The sequence below is a fragment of the Hydrogenophaga bisanensis genome (genome assembly GCF_042665135.1).
Taxonomy (GTDB): domain Bacteria; phylum Pseudomonadota; class Gammaproteobacteria; order Burkholderiales; family Burkholderiaceae_C; genus Hydrogenophaga; species Hydrogenophaga bisanensis.
Genome location: NZ_JBHTBX010000005.1, coordinates 38,870 through 54,166, shown reverse-complemented (window position 1 = coordinate 54,166; position 15,297 = coordinate 38,870). Strand labels below are relative to the sequence as shown.

Here is a 15,297-nt window from a genome sequence, read left to right as displayed (position 1 = left end):
GATGCGCTGGTTGCGAACCTGTCTTGCCCTGCTGTGCCTGATCGGCGCCACCAGTGCACACGCCCTCACCCCGGCCGAGGCCCTGACCCTGGCCGCGGGTGACAGCGATGAGCGCATTGCCACGCTCAACCTGCTGGCTGCCGCCGGTGACGAGAAAGGGCTGGCCCTGATCCAGGCCCTGTCCAACGGTGCCGTGAAAGTGCAGGGCGAGCAGGTGCTGGTCGTCGCCGATGACGGCAGCGCCGTCGATGCCGTGACGGGTGCGGCGGTCACGCCTTCCGAGACCGCTGAAGACGCCGTGGTCAACAACCGCTTGCGCAGTGCCATCGAGACGGCGCTGGCCACGCGCGATCTGTTCGGCAGTGACGCCGCCCTGCAGCGCGCCGCCGCCGCCCTGCTGCAGCGGGCTGCGTTCGACGAGCCCGATGCCAGCCAGCTGCCGCTGGTGGACAAGGCGCTCACGGGTGCGCTGGATCCGAAAGCCCGTGCCCTGCTGGAGCTGGCCAAGGCCGCCATGCAGCTGGCCAGTGATGACGAGGGGCAGCGCCTGGCCGCTGCCCAGGCGCTGGGGAGCAGGGGCGACCCCGCGCTGCGGCCGCTGCTGGCCGCGCAGCTGGAAGCCGAATCCAGCGCCGACGTGAAGGCCGCGCTGGGTGCCGCGCTGTCGTCGCTGGACCGCAAACTGGCGGTCGCCAGCGGCCTGTCACAGGCTTTCACAGGCATCAGCCTGGGCAGCATCCTGCTGCTGGCGGCGCTCGGTCTGGCCATCACCTACGGACTGATGGGCGTGATCAACATGGCCCACGGCGAGCTGATCATGATCGGTGCCTACGCCACCTGGCTGGTACAGGCCTTCTTCAAGACCTATCTGCCCGACTGGTTCGACGGGTACCTGCTGGCCGCGCTGCCGGTGGCCTTCATCGCCTCGGCCCTGGTGGGTGCGGCCATGGAGCGCAGCGTGATCCGCTTTCTCTATGGCCGGCCGCTGGAAACCCTGCTGGCCACCTGGGGTATCAGCCTGGTGCTGATGCAGGGCGTGCGCAGCCTGTTCGGCGCGCAGAACGTGGGGGTGGAGAACCCCAGCTGGATGAGCGGCAGCGTGACCCTGATGGGCAGCCTCACGCTGCCCTGGAACCGCATCGTCATCATCGCCTTCGCGGCGGCCGTGCTGATCGGTGTGACGCTGCTGATCTCGAAGACCCGTCTGGGCCTGTTCGTGCGCGGCGTGACACAGAACCGGCCGATTGCCAGCTGCATGGGCGTGAACACCGCACGCATCGACACCTACGCCTTCGCGCTCGGTTCGGGCATTGCGGGTCTCGCCGGCTGTGCGCTCAGCCAGATCGGCAACGTCGGTCCCGACCTGGGCCAGAACTACATCGTGGACAGCTTCATGGTGGTGGTGCTGGGCGGCGTGGGGCAACTGGCGGGCACGGTCTACGCTGCGCTGGGGCTGGGCCTGTTCAACAAGTTCCTCGAAGGCTGGGCCGGCGCCGTGCTGGCCAAGATCGCGGTGCTGGTCTTCATCATCGTCTTCATCCAGAAACGTCCGCAAGGCATCTTTGCATTCAAGGGTCGCGAGGCATGAACACCGTCGCCATTTCTCTTCCCACCCCCGGCCCGTTGCTCACGCGGGGTGCCTTCGGCGGCGTGATGGTCGCGCTGCTGGTGGTCTGCGCCTTGGCACCGTTACTGAACCTGCTGGTGCCGGCGGACAGCGTGTTTCACCTGTCCGACTACATGGTGGGCCTTCTGGGCAAGATCATGTGCTACGCCATCTGCGCGCTGGCCATGGACCTGATCTGGGGCTACACCGGCATCCTCTCGCTGGGCCACGGCCTGTTCTTCGCGCTCGGTGGCTATGTCATGGGCATGTACCTGATGCGCCAGATCGGCAGGGACGGCAACTACCAGAGCGACCTGCCGGACTTCATGGTGTTCCTGGACTGGAAGGAGCTGCCCTGGCACTGGGCGCTGTCCGACAGCTTCATCGCCACGGTGCTGCTGATTGTGCTGGTGCCGGGCCTGGTGGCCTTCGTGTTCGGCTACTTCGCCTTCCGCTCGCGCATCAAGGGCGTGTATTTCTCCATCATCACGCAGGCCCTGACCTTCGCCGCGCTGCTGCTGTTCTTCCGCAATGAGACCGGCATGGGCGGCAACAACGGCTTCACCGACTTCAAGCGCATCCTGGGCATGCCGATTGCCACGCAGGGCATGCGCATGACGCTGTTCGTGATCACCGGCCTGACGCTGCTGGGCTTTTATGTCTTCGCGCGGTGGCTGGTGGCCAGCAAGTTCGGCCGCGTGCTGCAGGCCATCCGCGATGCCGAAAGCAGGGTCATGTTCTGCGGCTACAACCCGCTGCCCTACAAGCTCACCATCTGGACCATTTCGGCCGTGATGTGTGGCATTTCCGGGGCGCTGTACGTGCCGCAGGTCGGCATCATCAACCCGGGCGAGATGAGCACGGCGGCCAGCATCGAGATCGCGGTGTGGACGGCCGTCGGCGGCCGCGCCACCCTGGTCGGTCCCATCGTCGGCGCCTTCCTGGTCAACGGCGCGAAGAGCTGGCTGACCGTGGCCTTCCCCGAGTTCTGGCTCTACTTCCTGGGCGTTCTGTTCATCGCGGTGACGCTGTGGATGCCGCAAGGCGTGGTGGGGCTGGTGAAGAAGTTCAAGAAGGGAGGTCAGGCATGACCCCCGACCTGATGGAAGCGGGCGCGCAGCGCTTTGAAAAGCTGCAGGCTGTCGCGTTGCCGGGCCAGACGGAATCGGGCGGTCGCAGCGCCGGTTACGGCCGGGTCGCGAAGGCGGGCGAGGTGGACACCACGCACGGCCGCATCCTTTACCTCGAAGACGTGCACGTGTCCTTCGACGGTTTCAAGGCGATCAATGGCCTGAACCTCGACATCGCCCCCGGGGAGTTGCGCTGCATCATCGGCCCCAACGGCGCTGGCAAGACGACGATGATGGACATCATCACCGGCAAGACCCGGCCCGACAGCGGCACCGTGTTCTTCGGAAGCACCATCGACCTGCTGCGCTACCGCGAGTCCGAGATCGCCGCGCTGGGCATCGGCCGCAAGTTCCAGAAGCCCACGGTGTTCGAGCAGCTCTCGGTCTTCGAGAACCTTGAACTTGCGCTGGCCACTGACAAGCGCGTAGGCCGCAGCATGGTGTTCTCGCTCACCGGGGAAGAAAAGGACCGACTGGCCGAGGTGCTGGCCACGATCCATCTGGCCGACAGTGCCAGCCGCCAGGCCGGTCTGCTCAGCCACGGCCAGAAGCAGTGGCTGGAGATCGGCATGCTCCTGATGCAGGACCCCAAGCTGCTGCTGCTGGACGAGCCGGTGGCTGGCATGACCGACGAGGAAACCGCGCGCACGGCCGAGCTGTTCCTCTCGCTCAAGGGCAAGCATTCGCTGATGGTGGTGGAGCACGACATGAGCTTCATCCGCGCGATTTCGGAGAAGGTCACGGTGCTCTGCGATGGTTCGGTGCTGGCCGAAGGCACGCTGGATGAGGTGCAGGCCGATGAGCGCGTCATCGAAGTCTATCTGGGCCGCTGAGGAGAACCCGACATGAGCCTTCTCGAAGTCAAGGACGTCAACCAGTACTACGGTGGCAGCCATATCCTGCGCAACGTCAACCTGACCGCTGAGCTTGGCCAGGTAACAGTGGTCCTGGGCCGCAACGGTGTGGGCAAGACCACGCTGCTCAAATCGCTGATGGGTCTTGTGCCCATCAAGAGTGGCGGCATACGCTTCGACGGCCAGGCCATCGACAAGGCCACACCCTATGAGCGGGCACGTGCCGGTATCGGTTTCGTGCCCCAGGGACGCGAGATCTTCGGACGCCTGACGGTGCAGGAGAACCTGCAGATGGGCCTGGCCTACAAGCCCGGCAGCACCCCCATCCCGGCCGAGCTGTACGAGCTGTTTCCTGTCCTGAAGCAGATGCTGGGTCGTCGCGGGGGTGACCTCTCCGGCGGGCAGCAACAGCAGCTGGCCATTGCGCGAGCGCTGGCGGCCGGTCCCAAGCTGCTGATCCTGGACGAGCCCACCGAGGGCATCCAGCCCAACATCATCAAGGACATCGGCAAGGTGATCCGCATGCTGGCCGACCGCGGCAACATGGCCATCGTGCTGGTGGAACAGTACTACGACTTTGCCGAGGAGCTGGCCGACCAGTATGTGGTGATGGAGCGAGGTGAGGTCATCGCCAGCGGACCGGGCAGCGAGATGCAGGCGAAGAACATCCGCCAGCTGGTGGCGATCTGACGGGCGATTGGCAGCGTGTGCGCTCAGTCACTGCGCATGCGGTCGAGCAGGCCTTCCTGCTTGGGCGGCTTGTAACCCGTGGGCAGCGCCATGCCTCCCGGAGCGCTGCCCGCTGCCGTGTTGTCACCCATGCGCGTGATGCTGGTGGTGGTCCGGTAGAGAGTACGCAAGGCATTCACCCGTTCATCCAGCTCCGAAAAGTCAGGGATGCGCGCCGCATGGCGCAGCAGCACCTGGTGGGCCGATTCAATCAGCTTGGCGTTGCGGGTCGCTTCACCCTCCTGCAACAGGCGCATCACGGTACCGCGCGGATCGCCCTTGATGCTCAGGGTCATCGCCTGTTCGGTGATCTTCAGCACCCGGGTGTGACACTCGTGCGCGATGCGGGCGTAGTCTTCCTGACCGGTCGCTGCGGCCGCCAGCAGCTCGGACATGGCACGGCTGGTGGAAAAGCGCATGCCCAGGCGCTCGACCGCCGCTTCGGCTTCTGCGATCGCAATCGGCAGTCCTCGGGCCGAGGCGCGACCCATCAGGCCCAGCAGGTTGGTCGCCATCTCGAAATCGAACTCCGGCCCAGGAATCTGGTTGACCAGGTGGCGGATATCGTCGATGACCCGGTTGCCCTGCTGGTGCAGCAGCGCCTCGATGGTCTTGACGAACTCCAGCAGGCGGTGAGGGCGCTCCGGCTCGAAGGATCTGTCCCGCAGGCGTTGCAACTGGTCGACGACCCGCGCCATGCCCTTGCGATCGCCCGCATCCAGGCGCGCAAAGGCCAGCAGCACGAGCGCCTGGGGGTCGTACATCTTGGAGTCGATGCCCAGTCGCGTGGCCTTGTCGAGCAACGCGATGCCTTCCTCGCGGTCGCCAGCGTAGTAGGCCAGCATGCCGTGCTTGAGCAGGCGGCTGATGGACCCGGGCGTGAGCTGCGTGGCCATGCGGAAGGTCGCCAGCGCGTTCTCGAAGTTGCCCAGTTCAAACTGGGCGCGTCCCATCACATCGTAGGCGTCGGCGTAGCCGGGGTCTTCCTGCAGCAGGCTCTCCAGGGTCGTGGCGGCCTTGGATGCATGTCCGCTGCTCAGCTGGGTCCTCGCCACGCCGAGCTTGGCCCAGGGCAAGGCCTTGGCCTCGATCACGGCTTCATACAGCTTCTGCGCCTCGGCGATGCGTCCCGTGCGCAGCAGCAGCTCCGCACCGATGCGTGCCGCGTACAGCCAGTAGGAGGCGCGTGCTTCGAATCGCCCCAGGCACAAGGTGGCGGCGCGGTCGAAGTCCTGCGCGTCGATCGCTGCGAAGATGTCCTGCAGTTCCCGCTTGCGCTGGCGAGCCTGCAGGATGCGCTCGGCCAGCCTTGCGCCGGTGTGGGGTTTGAGCAAATAGGCGTCCAGGGCCGACTCGGCGGCCTCGGCAACCTTGGCGTACGACGCCTCGGCCGTGACCATGACAAAGACGGTGTAGAAAGGCAGCAGCTGATTGCGGCGCAGGTCGTCCAGCAGGTCTTGCCCCGATCCGGATTCTTTTTCGAAGGTCTGCTCGCAGATGATGACGTCGTACTGCGCCGCCTCCAGTTTGCGCCGGGCATCCGACAGGCGCGAGCATTGGGAGACCTTGCCCAAGCCCAGTTCCCGTAGCTGTGACACCAGGATGGAGCGCGACTGCGGGTTGCCCTCGATCACCAGGGCATGTGATTCATGCAGTGCGTTGGGTGCGAAGGCCATTCGAGCGGACAGAAGCGGACAACCGCAGAGCGCGGTTGCTTGATACCGCACCATTGTGGACCTGAGTCGGGTCCGCAAAACGCCGAACAACCCCGGAAAAACCCGGTACTTCCGCTCAGACCTGCCAGATTCGGGGCGAACCTCCGCTCAGTCCCCAGGCTGCGCGCCTCAGCTCACGCCAGGCCAGCTGCATCACCTGCATCAGGGGCTCCACCAGCGGCGCCACCCCGCGCACCACCAGCAGTTGCGGATTGGGGCAACTGGCGGCCACCCGAGCGCCGGTGGCCGAGCGGTCGCCCGCGTCCAGCACGGCCCTCACCGCTTCCAGCATCCGTTCCTTGCGCGCCGGCTCCAGGGCTTGTCCACTGGCCAGCCAGAGGGTGCCCATGCATCGCTGTCCGTCCAGACCGACCGGCGAGTCCAGCAAGCGGTGATCCCGGCCGTCGATGAGGGCCTGTTCCCGCCAGATGCCGGGCCACTCGATGTGCTGGCGGAAGCTGCCCTCGTTGAACGGCTGGCCCGCGCTGGGCAATCCCAGGCCCAGGATGTCCCATCCGATCAGCTCGGCGGCGCCTTGCAGCTCCATCTCCAGACGGTTTACCGCCCGGCAGCCCGGATACGCAAGGCTCTCCAGGGGCAGCCATTCCAGACGGGCAGAGTCGGCCAGTTGCAGGTGGACCGCCTGGGTGCCGGGCTCATCGTCGCTTCGATAGAAACGGGTAGCGCCTGGCGTGCTGATCAGCGCGTGTGCACCGGCCCCCACATTCACCCGAATGTCCAGCGTGTCACCACCGACGATGCCACCCGGTGGATGGACGATCACGTTGTGGCAGACCGACTCGCCCTCCGGGTAGAGGCTCTTGAAGATGCGCAGCGGACCGTCATGTGCGTGCTGCAGAACCGTTTTGTCTTCCTGCAGGCGGTAGTTGAGCGAGAGTCGGGCGTGCCAGGGCATGGGTCCAAGTGTAGTGCCCTGACAGGCCTGTCTTCAGGCTGGTTGCGCTTCGCTGGGCAGGCGTGCTGCCGGGGTCTCCCAGCTGCGCAGCTTGCCGGGGTTGAGCAGGCCCAGGGGGTCCAGTTGGTGCTTCATCGCCAGCACACCCGGGTCCAGGTGGTTCTGTTTGCCGTCTTCCACGATGTAGACATGCGGGTTGTTGATCTGGACGCCGTGGTCGCGGTAGATCTGCATGATCTCGTTGAGTCGGTCCTCCGAGGTGTAGCGGATCAGTTGCAGGCCGCTGCAGTTGAAGGCACCTTCCTTGGTGCGCAGAAACTCCAGGTGCATCATCACTTCACCGGCCAGTGCCTTCTCCAGTGCCAGTACCTGTTCCCGGAAGCAGATGGGATTGAAGCCGCTCTGGATGTAGGTGAGCGACTTGTCCACCTTCATCGCGTGCAGCGTGGTGTGGTTCCAGGTGTATTCCAGCAGGGTGCGGCCGCCCGCGCGCACCTCGTCTTCGCTTTTTCGGTAGGTCACGGTTCCGCCCAGTGGCTCGGCGAGCTGGTGCAGACCGGCTTCGCTGTGGGGTGCCACGATGGCGATGACCGCATGGCATCCCGGAGGCAGGTGCGGTGCAAGGCTCGCGAGGTGGTCCGGAATGGGGGCGCCCAGAAAGCAGACCTCCTTTTTCTCCAGCCCCGGTGCCATGCCCAGGCGGCTGGCAAAGTCCAGGGCATTCTCGAAGCTCTCGAACACCACCAGGCACTCGGACCAGGCCACCGCCGGCGCCAGTGCCACCTCAAGCTCCAGCACAATGCCGTTGGTGCCGTAGGTGTGATGCAGAAGCATGGCCTCGGCCCCGCGCAATTCCAGCAGCCGGGGCGTCTCCTCGACCGTCATGACCTTGGCGGCCAGCACGTTGCCCGGGGCCGCCAGAGGGCCCCAGTTGATGGACCCTGCTCCCCCGAAACCGCCGCCGAACAGGCCACCGAGGGTGGCGCTGCGGAAGGTGGACGGCAGCCAGCGCAGCTCGTGTCCATGGGGCCTGAGTTGTTGGTCCATCTCGGCCAGCCGGATGCCGGCCTGTGCGCGGGCCACGCCCGCGCGTTGCCAGCAAAACGCGTTGTAGCCGCTCATGTCCAGAATGATGCCGCCCTGCAGGGGTGTGCATTGCCCGTAGTTGCCGGTGCCGCTGCCACGCAGGGTGATGGGAATGCGCTGTCGGGCACAGGCACTGACGACGCGGGCGATTTCTTCTTCGGTGCGGGGTCGCACCACCGCGTCGCCGCTCAGCCCGGTCAGGGCCTGCTTGAGCACCGGACTGAACCAGGCGAAGTCCTGCGAGAGCCGGGCGACGCGGCCGGCATCGGTGATCCAGTCGAGATCGGGCATGGCCTGGGCCAGCGCTTGGGCGTCGGTGGGCATGTTCATGGGGTGTCCTCCGGGTTCAGTCATGGGATAGCTCACTGGCGTGCCAGCCGCCCAGTGCCAGGCGGGAGAGCCACGCCATGAGCACGAACAGCGCCACACCGGTCAGCGAAATCAGCAGCAAGGCGGCAAACATGCGTGCGATGTTGAGCTGGAAGCCTGCTTGCAGGATCTGGTAGGCCAGCCCGGCGCCGGTACCTCCGGTGCCGGCCACGAACTCGGCCACCACGGCACCGATCAGCGACAGACCGCTGGAGATGCGCAGCCCGCCAAAGAAGTAGGGCAGGGCGCTGGGGATACGCAGCCGCCACAGCACTTGCAGCCGGCTGGCCCGCTGCAGCTTGAAATAGGACTGCAGGTCAGGGTCGATGCTGCGCAGGCCCAGTGTGGTGTTGCTGATGATGGGGAACAACGCCACCAGCGTGGCGCAGATCACCATGGCCAGGGTAGGGTCCTTGACCCAGATGATGATCAGGGGCGCCACCGCCACGATGGGCGTGACCTGCAAGAGCACCGCATAGGGAAACAGGGCGGTCTCGATGAGTTTGCTCTGCACGAACAGGAAGGAGATCAGCACGCCGGTGAGGGTTGCCAAGGCGAAGGCCAGCAGAGTGATCTTCAGGGTCACCCACAGGGCCATGCCAAGCGCACTCCAGTCGGTCACCAGCGTCTGCATCACCAGGGTCGGTGAGGGCACCAGATAGGCGGGAAGTTGCAGGCCGGTCACCAGCCCCTGCCAGATGCCCAGCAGGACGAGACCCACCATCAGCGGGTAGACCACCCGCTGGACCTTGCGGCGCATGAGCCAGGGTACCGGTCGTGGCGTATTGATCTGCTCTGGTGGACGGGCGGAGCCGGCTGTCCTTGCCGCTCGCGATACCGGCTCGTTGGCGGTCATGGCCGGGGGCTGTGCGGGATGGGCGGTGAGGGTGTTCATGGCGTGACTTCCTCGGTGTGGCTGGCCAGCTGCAGGCTCTCGTGCAGGCGCCGCGCATAGCGGGTGAACTCGGGCGAAACCATGAAATCCGCGGTCCGGGGCCACGGTGCGTCGATCGTGAACTGCTCCACCACCCGACCGGGACGGGCCGCCATCATGACCACCCGGGTCGACAGGAACACCGCCTCGTGGATGGAGTGGGTGACGAACACCACGGTCAGCTTCTTGGCGTGCCACAGCGCCAGCAGATCGGCATCGAGTTTGTGCCGTGTGATCTCGTCCAGGGCGCCGAAGGGCTCGTCCATCAGCAGCAGGTCGGGCTGGGTGACCAGTCCCCGGGCAATCGAGACCCGCATCTGCATGCCCCCGGACAGCGCGCGGGGCAGGGCACGCGCAAAGCCCGACAGGCCCACCAGTGCCAGGGCCTCGGCCACCTGGGCGTCGGCGGTGCTCCGAGGCACGCCGGCCAGGTCCAGCGGCAAGCGCACATTGGCCTGTACGCTGGCCCAGGGCATCAGGGTGGGGGACTGGAACACGAACGACATGCGCTTGCCGGCGCGGGCGAGGTCGGCGACCGGTTTGCGCCACAGCAGCAGCCGTCCATCGCTGGGTTCCAGCAGCCCCGCCACCATCTTGAGCAAGGTACTTTTTCCACAGCCGGACGGCCCGAGCAGCGTGACGAACTCGCCTTCCCGGATCTGCAGATCCACCGGCAGCAGCGCCTGGGTGCCGTCGGGGTAGGTTTTCTCGGCCGACAGGATGTCAATGGCGGCCGGCGGGTCGGCTGACCAGGCGGGATCAGAGGGACTCATGGTGCGACTCCTGGGCGGGTGGAAGCAGGTGCGGGCAGGCAGGGCCTGCCCGCGAGGACCTCAGGGGAGCACCTTGAGGGTCTGGATGAAATCGAGCTTGTAGGCGTCTTCCAGCTTGACCTTGGCCGGGTCGATCAGTTTGGCCGACACCAGAAAGTCGTAGCTGGCCTTGGCCCGTTGCGGCGTGATGATGCCGATGCCCGCCTTGACCGCGTCACCGCCCGTGACCATGGACAGTTCCTTGAGCTTGGACACGCTGTAGGCCAGCTGCTCGTCGGTCATGTTCGGGTTGTCCTTCTTGATCAGGGCGTTGGCAGGCGCCGGATCGGCCAGATAGCTTTTCCAGCCTTCCATGGAGGCGCGCACAAAGTTTTCCACCACCGCGGAACGGTCCTTCACCGTCTTGTCCAGGCAGGAAATCGTGGTGGCGTAGGCAGGGAAGCCAAAGTCGCTGAACATCAGGGTGTTGGCCTTGACACCCGCCTTCTGGATGGCGAACGGCTCCGAGGTCAGATACCCCTGCTGGGCCACGTTCTTGTCGGCCACAAAGGGCTGGATGTTGAAGGTGTACGGACGGGTCTGGGCATCCGTGAATCCGAACTTGGCCTTGAGCCAGGGCCAGTAGCCACGGTGGGCCGACGACGCAATCAGGATGGTCTTGCCCTTGAGGTCTTCGAACGACTTCACATCTTCATGGGCAATCAGCACCTGCGGATCCTTCTGGAACACCGCGGCCATGGTCACCACAGGCACACCGCCCTCACGCACCTGCACCATCTGCAAGTCGCTGGAGCCCATGACACAGTCGGCCTGGCCGGCGGCCATCAGCTGCACCACGTTGACCTGGGGGCCTCCCATGCGGATGCTGACGTCCAGTCCGTACTTCTTGTACAGCCCGGTAGCGACCGCCTGGTAGAACCCTCCGTGTTCTGCCTGTGCATACCAGTTGGTCATGTAGGTGAACTTTTCCTGGGCATGACCGGCTGAAACAGCGGCCAGACCCAGCAGGCTGGTGGCCAGGGTGCGCAGCAGGCGGGATGGGCGGTATGTGGTGTCGCTCATGGCATTCTCCGGTGGGTAGGACAAAGGAAACGGACAGTGACGGTGACAGGAACTAGATAGCGCTTGCTTCGACATGGCCGCCATGGTGAGAGCGGCCCCAGGTAGCTTCGGGACGTGTCAACCATTGCAGCGCGTGCAGCTCGGTGATGGCCTGCGCCCAGCTGTGGGCCAGGGAGTTCAGAATGGCCTGCCCGTGCTCGGGCGTGGCTGGCAAGGGGTCGCCGATCACGCCGCTCGGCCCGAAGTCCCGCGCGCTCCAGGCGCAGGCCGGACGGCCGTCGGGCGACAGCAAGGCCGAGGGGAACACCGGTGGGTAGTTGGCCACGGCGCGGTCCATGCGGACGGTCTCGGGGGCCAGCGCCAGCATCAGTGCGGTCTCGGCATGGCCTGCGTGCATCGCCAGCTTTTTCTCCTGGTCGGACAGAAACCGGCCTGCCGCGTGGGGCACGCGCCAGGTGAAGCTGGGCACCACGATGAAGTCGCCGTGCCGCAGTCGCAACTCGCGGGCCGCCATCTCCATCACCTGGGGCTGCCCGCCGTGGCCGTTGACGATGAGCAGCTTGCGAAAGCCGGCCCGGTACACCGATTCGCCCACTTCGTTCATCGTGGCCAGCAGGGTCTCGCCACTGAGCGTGACCGTCCCGGGGAAATGCAGGTGCTCCTCGGACTTGCCGTAGGTGATGGGCGCCATGGCATACGCTGGCACCTCGTCCGGCAGGCGCTGCAGGGCGTGACCGATCACGCCCGCGGCGATCACCGTGTCCACGGCACACGGCAGGTGCGGGCCGTGTTGCTCGGTGGCGCCTGTGGGCAGGACGATCACCGTGTTGGCCTTGTCGGGCAGATCGGCGATCTCGGTCCAGCTCAGGTAGGGCAGGTAGCGTTTGGGCGGGTTGTAGCCGTGCAGCATGGCGGGTCCTGTTGGTGAAGTTCAGCGAAGCGGCACCCAGGCGGTGGCTTCCACCTCGATGAGGATGTCGTCGGTGGGCAGCATCGCGCTGACCTCCACCACGGTGGAGACCGGTGGCTCGCCCGGGAAGAAGTGCTTGCGCACGCGGCTGTAGTGCGGGAAGTGGTCCAGGCAGCGGAAGTACTGCACCAGCTTGAACACGTCGCTCATCTGGCCACCGGCCGCTTCCACGGTCTGGCGGATGCGGTCGAGCACATACCAGCTCTGGGCCAGGATCGGTCCTTCCTTGACGTCGGTCGAGAACTCGCCGGTCCGGCCGAGCAGCGTTGCCGCTTCGGGTGGTATGTCTTCATAGCCGCGCACGATGCGCGCGGCCGCGGGGTCGACAGCGATCACGCCCGACAGGAAGATGAAGTCGCCCGCCCGGCGCCAGGCGGCGTATCGGGCCAGGGGCTGCGCGATGGTGGACGGCTGGTTCATGGGCGTCATGGCGCCAGGGCGCCGGATGGCTGGTACCAGGGTGCGGGCGGGCTGCCGTGGCACAGGCGCCCGCGGCGCAGGACCACGCGCTGCTGGGTTCTGGACGGAAAGCCCCAGTGGTCTGCGTCGACAAAAATCACCAGGTCGGCGGGTTCACCGGGTGCGAGGGGCGGACTGGGTGCCCGGTCCAGCCAGTCGGCGCGGCAGAGCGAGTCGGTCCACCGATCGAAGGCCTGTGTCAGCTGGGCGGCCGGCAGGCCGATGGTCATGGCTTCCAGCGGGTCGTAGCTGCCCATGGGGCAGAACGGGTCCTGCACGTTGTCGCTGGCCATGAGCACCGGGATGCCTCGGCTGCGCGCCTCCTTGACCAGGGTGATGCCCCGTGTGCGTGGCGTTCGCGCCGTCTGGGCGTCCTGCAGCAGCAGGTTGGTCACTGGCAAGGTGACCAGGGTGATTGGTGCCTGGGCGACAGCATCCAGGGTGGCTTGTGCCGTGCGTTCGTCCTGCACCGACAGGGCGCAGGTGTGGCCGCAGACGATGCGGCCGGCAAAGCCCATCTCCTGTGCCAGTCGGGCGGTGGTCAACAGCCCCTGTGCCTCCACCTGCAGTTCTTCGTCCACATGCAGATCCACGTCGAGGCCATGTTGCGCCGCCGCCTCCAGCAGGTGACGCAGCGCGCCGGGGTTCCAGTGGGTGGAGTGCACGAAGCCACCCAGCAGGGTATCCGGCCCCGAGCGGGCCACGGTCCGCGCCAGCTCGTGTGCTGCGTGGCGATCGGCAAACAGCGGCAGCGGTATCAGGCTCACCCGCTCCAGGCGCATGCGCCCCCGCCACGCCTCGGCCAGGTCCCGCAGAACCTGCCAGGCCACCGGCACCTGGTCGGGCTCCCACCAGTCACAGTGGGTACGCAGCCGCGTCACGCCGGATCGGTAGCTCCACTCCATTGCCCGGGAGGCGCGTTGGTGGATGTCGTTGGGCGTCCATTGCGCGCGATCGACCATCATGGCCTCGATCGCCCCCAGCAGCCCTGGTGTCACGTTCCGCATTCGGGGCAGCGTGAAGGTCTTGTCGATGTGGGTGTGGGCGTCAACCAACCCGGGCAGGGCGAGGGCGCCCTGAACATCCCAGCATCGGCCCATGTCTGGTGCCCCGGATGGCGATCCGTGGGGTTGCAACCGCACGACCTGCCCCTCGGAGTCGATGAGCAGGTCAGCCCAGGCCGGGCCGCTATCCGTTTGTGGCCAGTGCACTGGCAGCAGCCACTGCGGCAGCCGAAGCCCGCGCAGCATCCGAACCGGGTCGGGGTTGGTGCTCATCATGGGCCTCAGGCGAGTCGGGCCATCGCCAGTCCGACGCGGTCCTTGAAGGTCTGCAGTCGGTCGGGTGTGGCCACGTTCATGTGGTAGCAGGCGTGGTAGTCGGTGCGGGCGCTGCCGCCGGTGAGCAGGCGCAGGTAGCGTGTGATGGCCTTGCGCGGCGGATCACCCATCAGCATGGCGGTCCAGCGCGGGCGGCCATAGGTGACCACCGCGGTGATGCGCCGTATGTGGGTGAGTGATGGCCGAACCCGCTGCGGGTTGCTGATGTCGAAAGCCACGCCCGGCATCAGCACCCGGTCGAAAAAGCCCTTGAGCATGGCGGGCATGCCAAAGCACCAGGTGGGAAAGCAGAACACCAGGGCTTCGGCCCAGCGCAGGCGGTCCACATAGCCCTGGACCGGGGCCTGGTTGGTAGGCACCTCGTGGTAACCCAGGCGCTCCTCCTTCGACATCACCGGGTTGAAGCCCTCGGCATACAGGTCGCAGTCGTCCACCTCGTGTCCGGCCTGACGCAGTCCGTCCAGCACCTGCCGGTGCAGCGCCGCGTTGTAGCTGGTGTCCACCGGGTGGCAATAGATGACGAGCACACGCATCAACAGCTCCTTGCTAAGGGTTCGTGGAGCCACCGGAATCCGTTGGCTCCAAATTTGACCAATCGATCAAATTTATGGTGAAGTCAGAGCAAGGGGTGTGCCAGCCTCAGGAGCGGGCGGATCCGGGTGTGTGTGCCCCTGATCGGCTGCGGGGCGATTCAGTCTGGTGCAAGCCCGCAGCCGAGCAGCACGAAGGTGGTGAGTTCGCGCGCTATCGGTGCGCGGTCGATGGGCGCCTCGGGCCCCACGCCGAGCATCACCCGCACCTGTACCGCGTAGTCCGCGTAGTGTTGCGTCATGCCCCAGATGTGCATCAGCAGCAGGCGCGCATCCATGGGACGCAATCGCCCCTGCGCAATCCACCGTTCGATCACCTGCACCTTCTGTTGCGTGGACCGCCGGGCCACCGGCCAGTACTTGCCCAGGTGTTTGCCACCCGAGAGCAATTCCGAGGTGAACACGCGCGAGAGCCCCGGGTGGTCGATGGCGTAATCGAGTTTGCGCTGCACGTAGGAGGACAGCACTTCCCGCGGGTCATCGCACGCAGCATCAAACCGGAAGGCCTGCGACCAGCCCTGCAGCACCGACGACAGCAGCTCTTCATACAGGGCCTGCTTGCCTTCGATGTAATAGTGCAATTGCGGCTTGGTCAGCCCAGCCCGCTCGGCAATGCGCTGGGTGGAAGCCCCTTCATAGCCGTGCAGACCGAACTCCGTGATGGCCGCCGCCCGGATGTCGGCCATCATCTGTGGACGCCCGCGGCGCGAGCGTGTGGCGGGCGGGCTGGCTGCGGTGCGGGTCATGATCGGAGGACGCGTCGA

Annotated in this window: 15 protein-coding genes; 4 read left to right on the top strand and 11 right to left on the bottom strand. The window is 66.0% G+C overall.

The features are described 5' to 3' along the window. The first annotated feature begins 1 nt into the window (after position 1). The 4 genes from urtB to urtE are packed head-to-tail and all read left to right on the top strand — an operon-like array spanning position 2 to position 4,280. Positions 2-1,588, top strand: coding sequence for an urea ABC transporter permease subunit UrtB (gene urtB / locus ACFQNJ_RS08760; RefSeq protein WP_382256167.1), 1,587 nt, complete (start codon positions 2-4; stop codon positions 1,586-1,588). Next, on the top strand, positions 1,585-2,697 hold the full coding sequence (gene urtC, locus ACFQNJ_RS08755) for an urea ABC transporter permease subunit UrtC (RefSeq protein WP_382256164.1): 1,113 nt from the start codon (positions 1,585-1,587) through the stop codon (positions 2,695-2,697). The genes urtB and urtC overlap by 4 nt, the downstream gene beginning before the upstream one ends. Continuing rightward, positions 2,694-3,569, top strand: coding sequence for an urea ABC transporter ATP-binding protein UrtD (gene urtD / locus ACFQNJ_RS08750; RefSeq protein WP_382256161.1), 876 nt, complete (start codon positions 2,694-2,696; stop codon positions 3,567-3,569). The genes urtC and urtD overlap by 4 nt, the downstream gene beginning before the upstream one ends. Positions 3,570-3,581: 12 nt before the next feature. Beyond that, on the top strand, positions 3,582-4,280 hold the full coding sequence (gene urtE / locus ACFQNJ_RS08745) for an urea ABC transporter ATP-binding subunit UrtE (RefSeq protein WP_382256158.1): 699 nt from the start codon (positions 3,582-3,584) through the stop codon (positions 4,278-4,280). Between the two features lie 23 nt (positions 4,281-4,303). Here urtE and ACFQNJ_RS08740 read toward each other — a convergent pair whose 3' ends face one another. The 11 genes from ACFQNJ_RS08740 to ACFQNJ_RS08690 form a co-directional block, all read right to left on the bottom strand. Beyond that, the gene (locus tag ACFQNJ_RS08740; protein WP_382256155.1) at positions 4,304-5,995 is read right to left on the bottom strand and encodes a response regulator; all 1,692 of its coding nucleotides are present in this window, start codon (positions 5,993-5,995) and stop codon (positions 4,304-4,306) included. A gap of 115 nt (positions 5,996-6,110) precedes the next feature. Beyond that, positions 6,111-6,950 carry an urease accessory protein UreD gene (locus tag ACFQNJ_RS08735; RefSeq protein ID WP_382256152.1) on the bottom strand — a complete coding sequence of 280 codons (840 nt, stop codon included), beginning with the start codon at positions 6,948-6,950 and terminating at the stop codon, positions 6,111-6,113. A gap of 33 nt (positions 6,951-6,983) precedes the next feature. Next, the gene (locus ACFQNJ_RS08730; protein ID WP_382256149.1) at positions 6,984-8,366 is read right to left on the bottom strand and encodes an FAD-binding oxidoreductase; all 1,383 of its coding nucleotides are present in this window, start codon (positions 8,364-8,366) and stop codon (positions 6,984-6,986) included. A gap of 16 nt (positions 8,367-8,382) precedes the next feature. Beyond that, positions 8,383-9,165: an ABC transporter permease gene (locus tag ACFQNJ_RS08725; RefSeq protein WP_382256655.1), complete on the bottom strand. Its 783-nt coding sequence runs from the start codon at positions 9,163-9,165 to the stop codon at positions 8,383-8,385. Positions 9,166-9,296: 131 nt separating this feature from the next. Then, positions 9,297-10,112 (bottom strand): ABC transporter ATP-binding protein, encoded by an 816-nt coding sequence (locus ACFQNJ_RS08720; protein ID WP_382256146.1) that lies wholly within the window; start codon positions 10,110-10,112, stop codon positions 9,297-9,299. 60 nt (positions 10,113-10,172) lie between these two features. Continuing rightward, positions 10,173-11,174, bottom strand: a complete 1,002-nt coding sequence (locus ACFQNJ_RS08715) for an ABC transporter substrate-binding protein (protein ID WP_382256144.1) — start codon at positions 11,172-11,174, stop codon at positions 10,173-10,175. Between the two features lie 52 nt (positions 11,175-11,226). After that, a complete protein-coding gene (locus ACFQNJ_RS08710; RefSeq protein WP_382256142.1) occupies positions 11,227-12,084 on the bottom strand; it encodes a creatininase family protein in 858 nt (285 codons plus the stop codon). Positions 12,085-12,105: 21 nt separating this feature from the next. Next, positions 12,106-12,573: a RidA family protein gene (locus ACFQNJ_RS08705; RefSeq protein ID WP_382256140.1), complete on the bottom strand. Its 468-nt coding sequence runs from the start codon at positions 12,571-12,573 to the stop codon at positions 12,106-12,108. After that, positions 12,570-13,880, bottom strand: a complete 1,311-nt coding sequence (locus ACFQNJ_RS08700; RefSeq protein WP_382256137.1) for an amidohydrolase family protein — start codon at positions 13,878-13,880, stop codon at positions 12,570-12,572. Before ACFQNJ_RS08700 ends, ACFQNJ_RS08705 begins: the two co-directional genes overlap by 4 nt. A gap of 8 nt (positions 13,881-13,888) precedes the next feature. Next, positions 13,889-14,476: an NAD(P)H-dependent oxidoreductase gene (locus tag ACFQNJ_RS08695; protein WP_382256134.1), complete on the bottom strand. Its 588-nt coding sequence runs from the start codon at positions 14,474-14,476 to the stop codon at positions 13,889-13,891. Between the two features lie 158 nt (positions 14,477-14,634). Continuing rightward, a complete protein-coding gene (locus tag ACFQNJ_RS08690) occupies positions 14,635-15,279 on the bottom strand; it encodes a TetR/AcrR family transcriptional regulator (RefSeq protein WP_382256132.1) in 645 nt (214 codons plus the stop codon). Between the last annotated feature and the right edge of the window lie 18 nt (positions 15,280-15,297).

Excerpts from the sequence above, each read along its gene's own strand:
- urtB (WP_382256167.1), top strand. The coding sequence starts at position 2 with ATGCGCTGGTTGCGAACCTGTCTTGCCCTGCTGTGCCTGATCGGCGCC.
- urtC (WP_382256164.1), top strand. The coding sequence starts at position 1,585 with ATGAACACCGTCGCCATTTCTCTTCCCACCCCCGGCCCGTTGCTCACG.
- urtD (WP_382256161.1), top strand. The coding sequence starts at position 2,694 with ATGACCCCCGACCTGATGGAAGCGGGCGCGCAGCGCTTTGAAAAGCTG.
- urtE (WP_382256158.1), top strand. The coding sequence starts at position 3,582 with ATGAGCCTTCTCGAAGTCAAGGACGTCAACCAGTACTACGGTGGCAGC.
- ACFQNJ_RS08740 (WP_382256155.1), bottom strand. The coding sequence starts at position 5,995 with ATGGCCTTCGCACCCAACGCACTGCATGAATCACATGCCCTGGTGATC.
- ACFQNJ_RS08735 (WP_382256152.1), bottom strand. The coding sequence starts at position 6,950 with ATGCCCTGGCACGCCCGACTCTCGCTCAACTACCGCCTGCAGGAAGAC.
- ACFQNJ_RS08730 (WP_382256149.1), bottom strand. The coding sequence starts at position 8,366 with ATGAACATGCCCACCGACGCCCAAGCGCTGGCCCAGGCCATGCCCGAT.
- ACFQNJ_RS08725 (WP_382256655.1), bottom strand. The coding sequence starts at position 9,165 with ATGCGCCGCAAGGTCCAGCGGGTGGTCTACCCGCTGATGGTGGGTCTC.
- ACFQNJ_RS08720 (WP_382256146.1), bottom strand. The coding sequence starts at position 10,112 with ATGAGTCCCTCTGATCCCGCCTGGTCAGCCGACCCGCCGGCCGCCATT.
- ACFQNJ_RS08715 (WP_382256144.1), bottom strand. The coding sequence starts at position 11,174 with ATGAGCGACACCACATACCGCCCATCCCGCCTGCTGCGCACCCTGGCC.
- ACFQNJ_RS08710 (WP_382256142.1), bottom strand. The coding sequence starts at position 12,084 with ATGCTGCACGGCTACAACCCGCCCAAACGCTACCTGCCCTACCTGAGC.
- ACFQNJ_RS08705 (WP_382256140.1), bottom strand. The coding sequence starts at position 12,573 with ATGACGCCCATGAACCAGCCGTCCACCATCGCGCAGCCCCTGGCCCGA.
- ACFQNJ_RS08700 (WP_382256137.1), bottom strand. The coding sequence starts at position 13,880 with ATGAGCACCAACCCCGACCCGGTTCGGATGCTGCGCGGGCTTCGGCTG.
- ACFQNJ_RS08695 (WP_382256134.1), bottom strand. The coding sequence starts at position 14,476 with ATGCGTGTGCTCGTCATCTATTGCCACCCGGTGGACACCAGCTACAAC.
- ACFQNJ_RS08690 (WP_382256132.1), bottom strand. The coding sequence starts at position 15,279 with ATGACCCGCACCGCAGCCAGCCCGCCCGCCACACGCTCGCGCCGCGGG.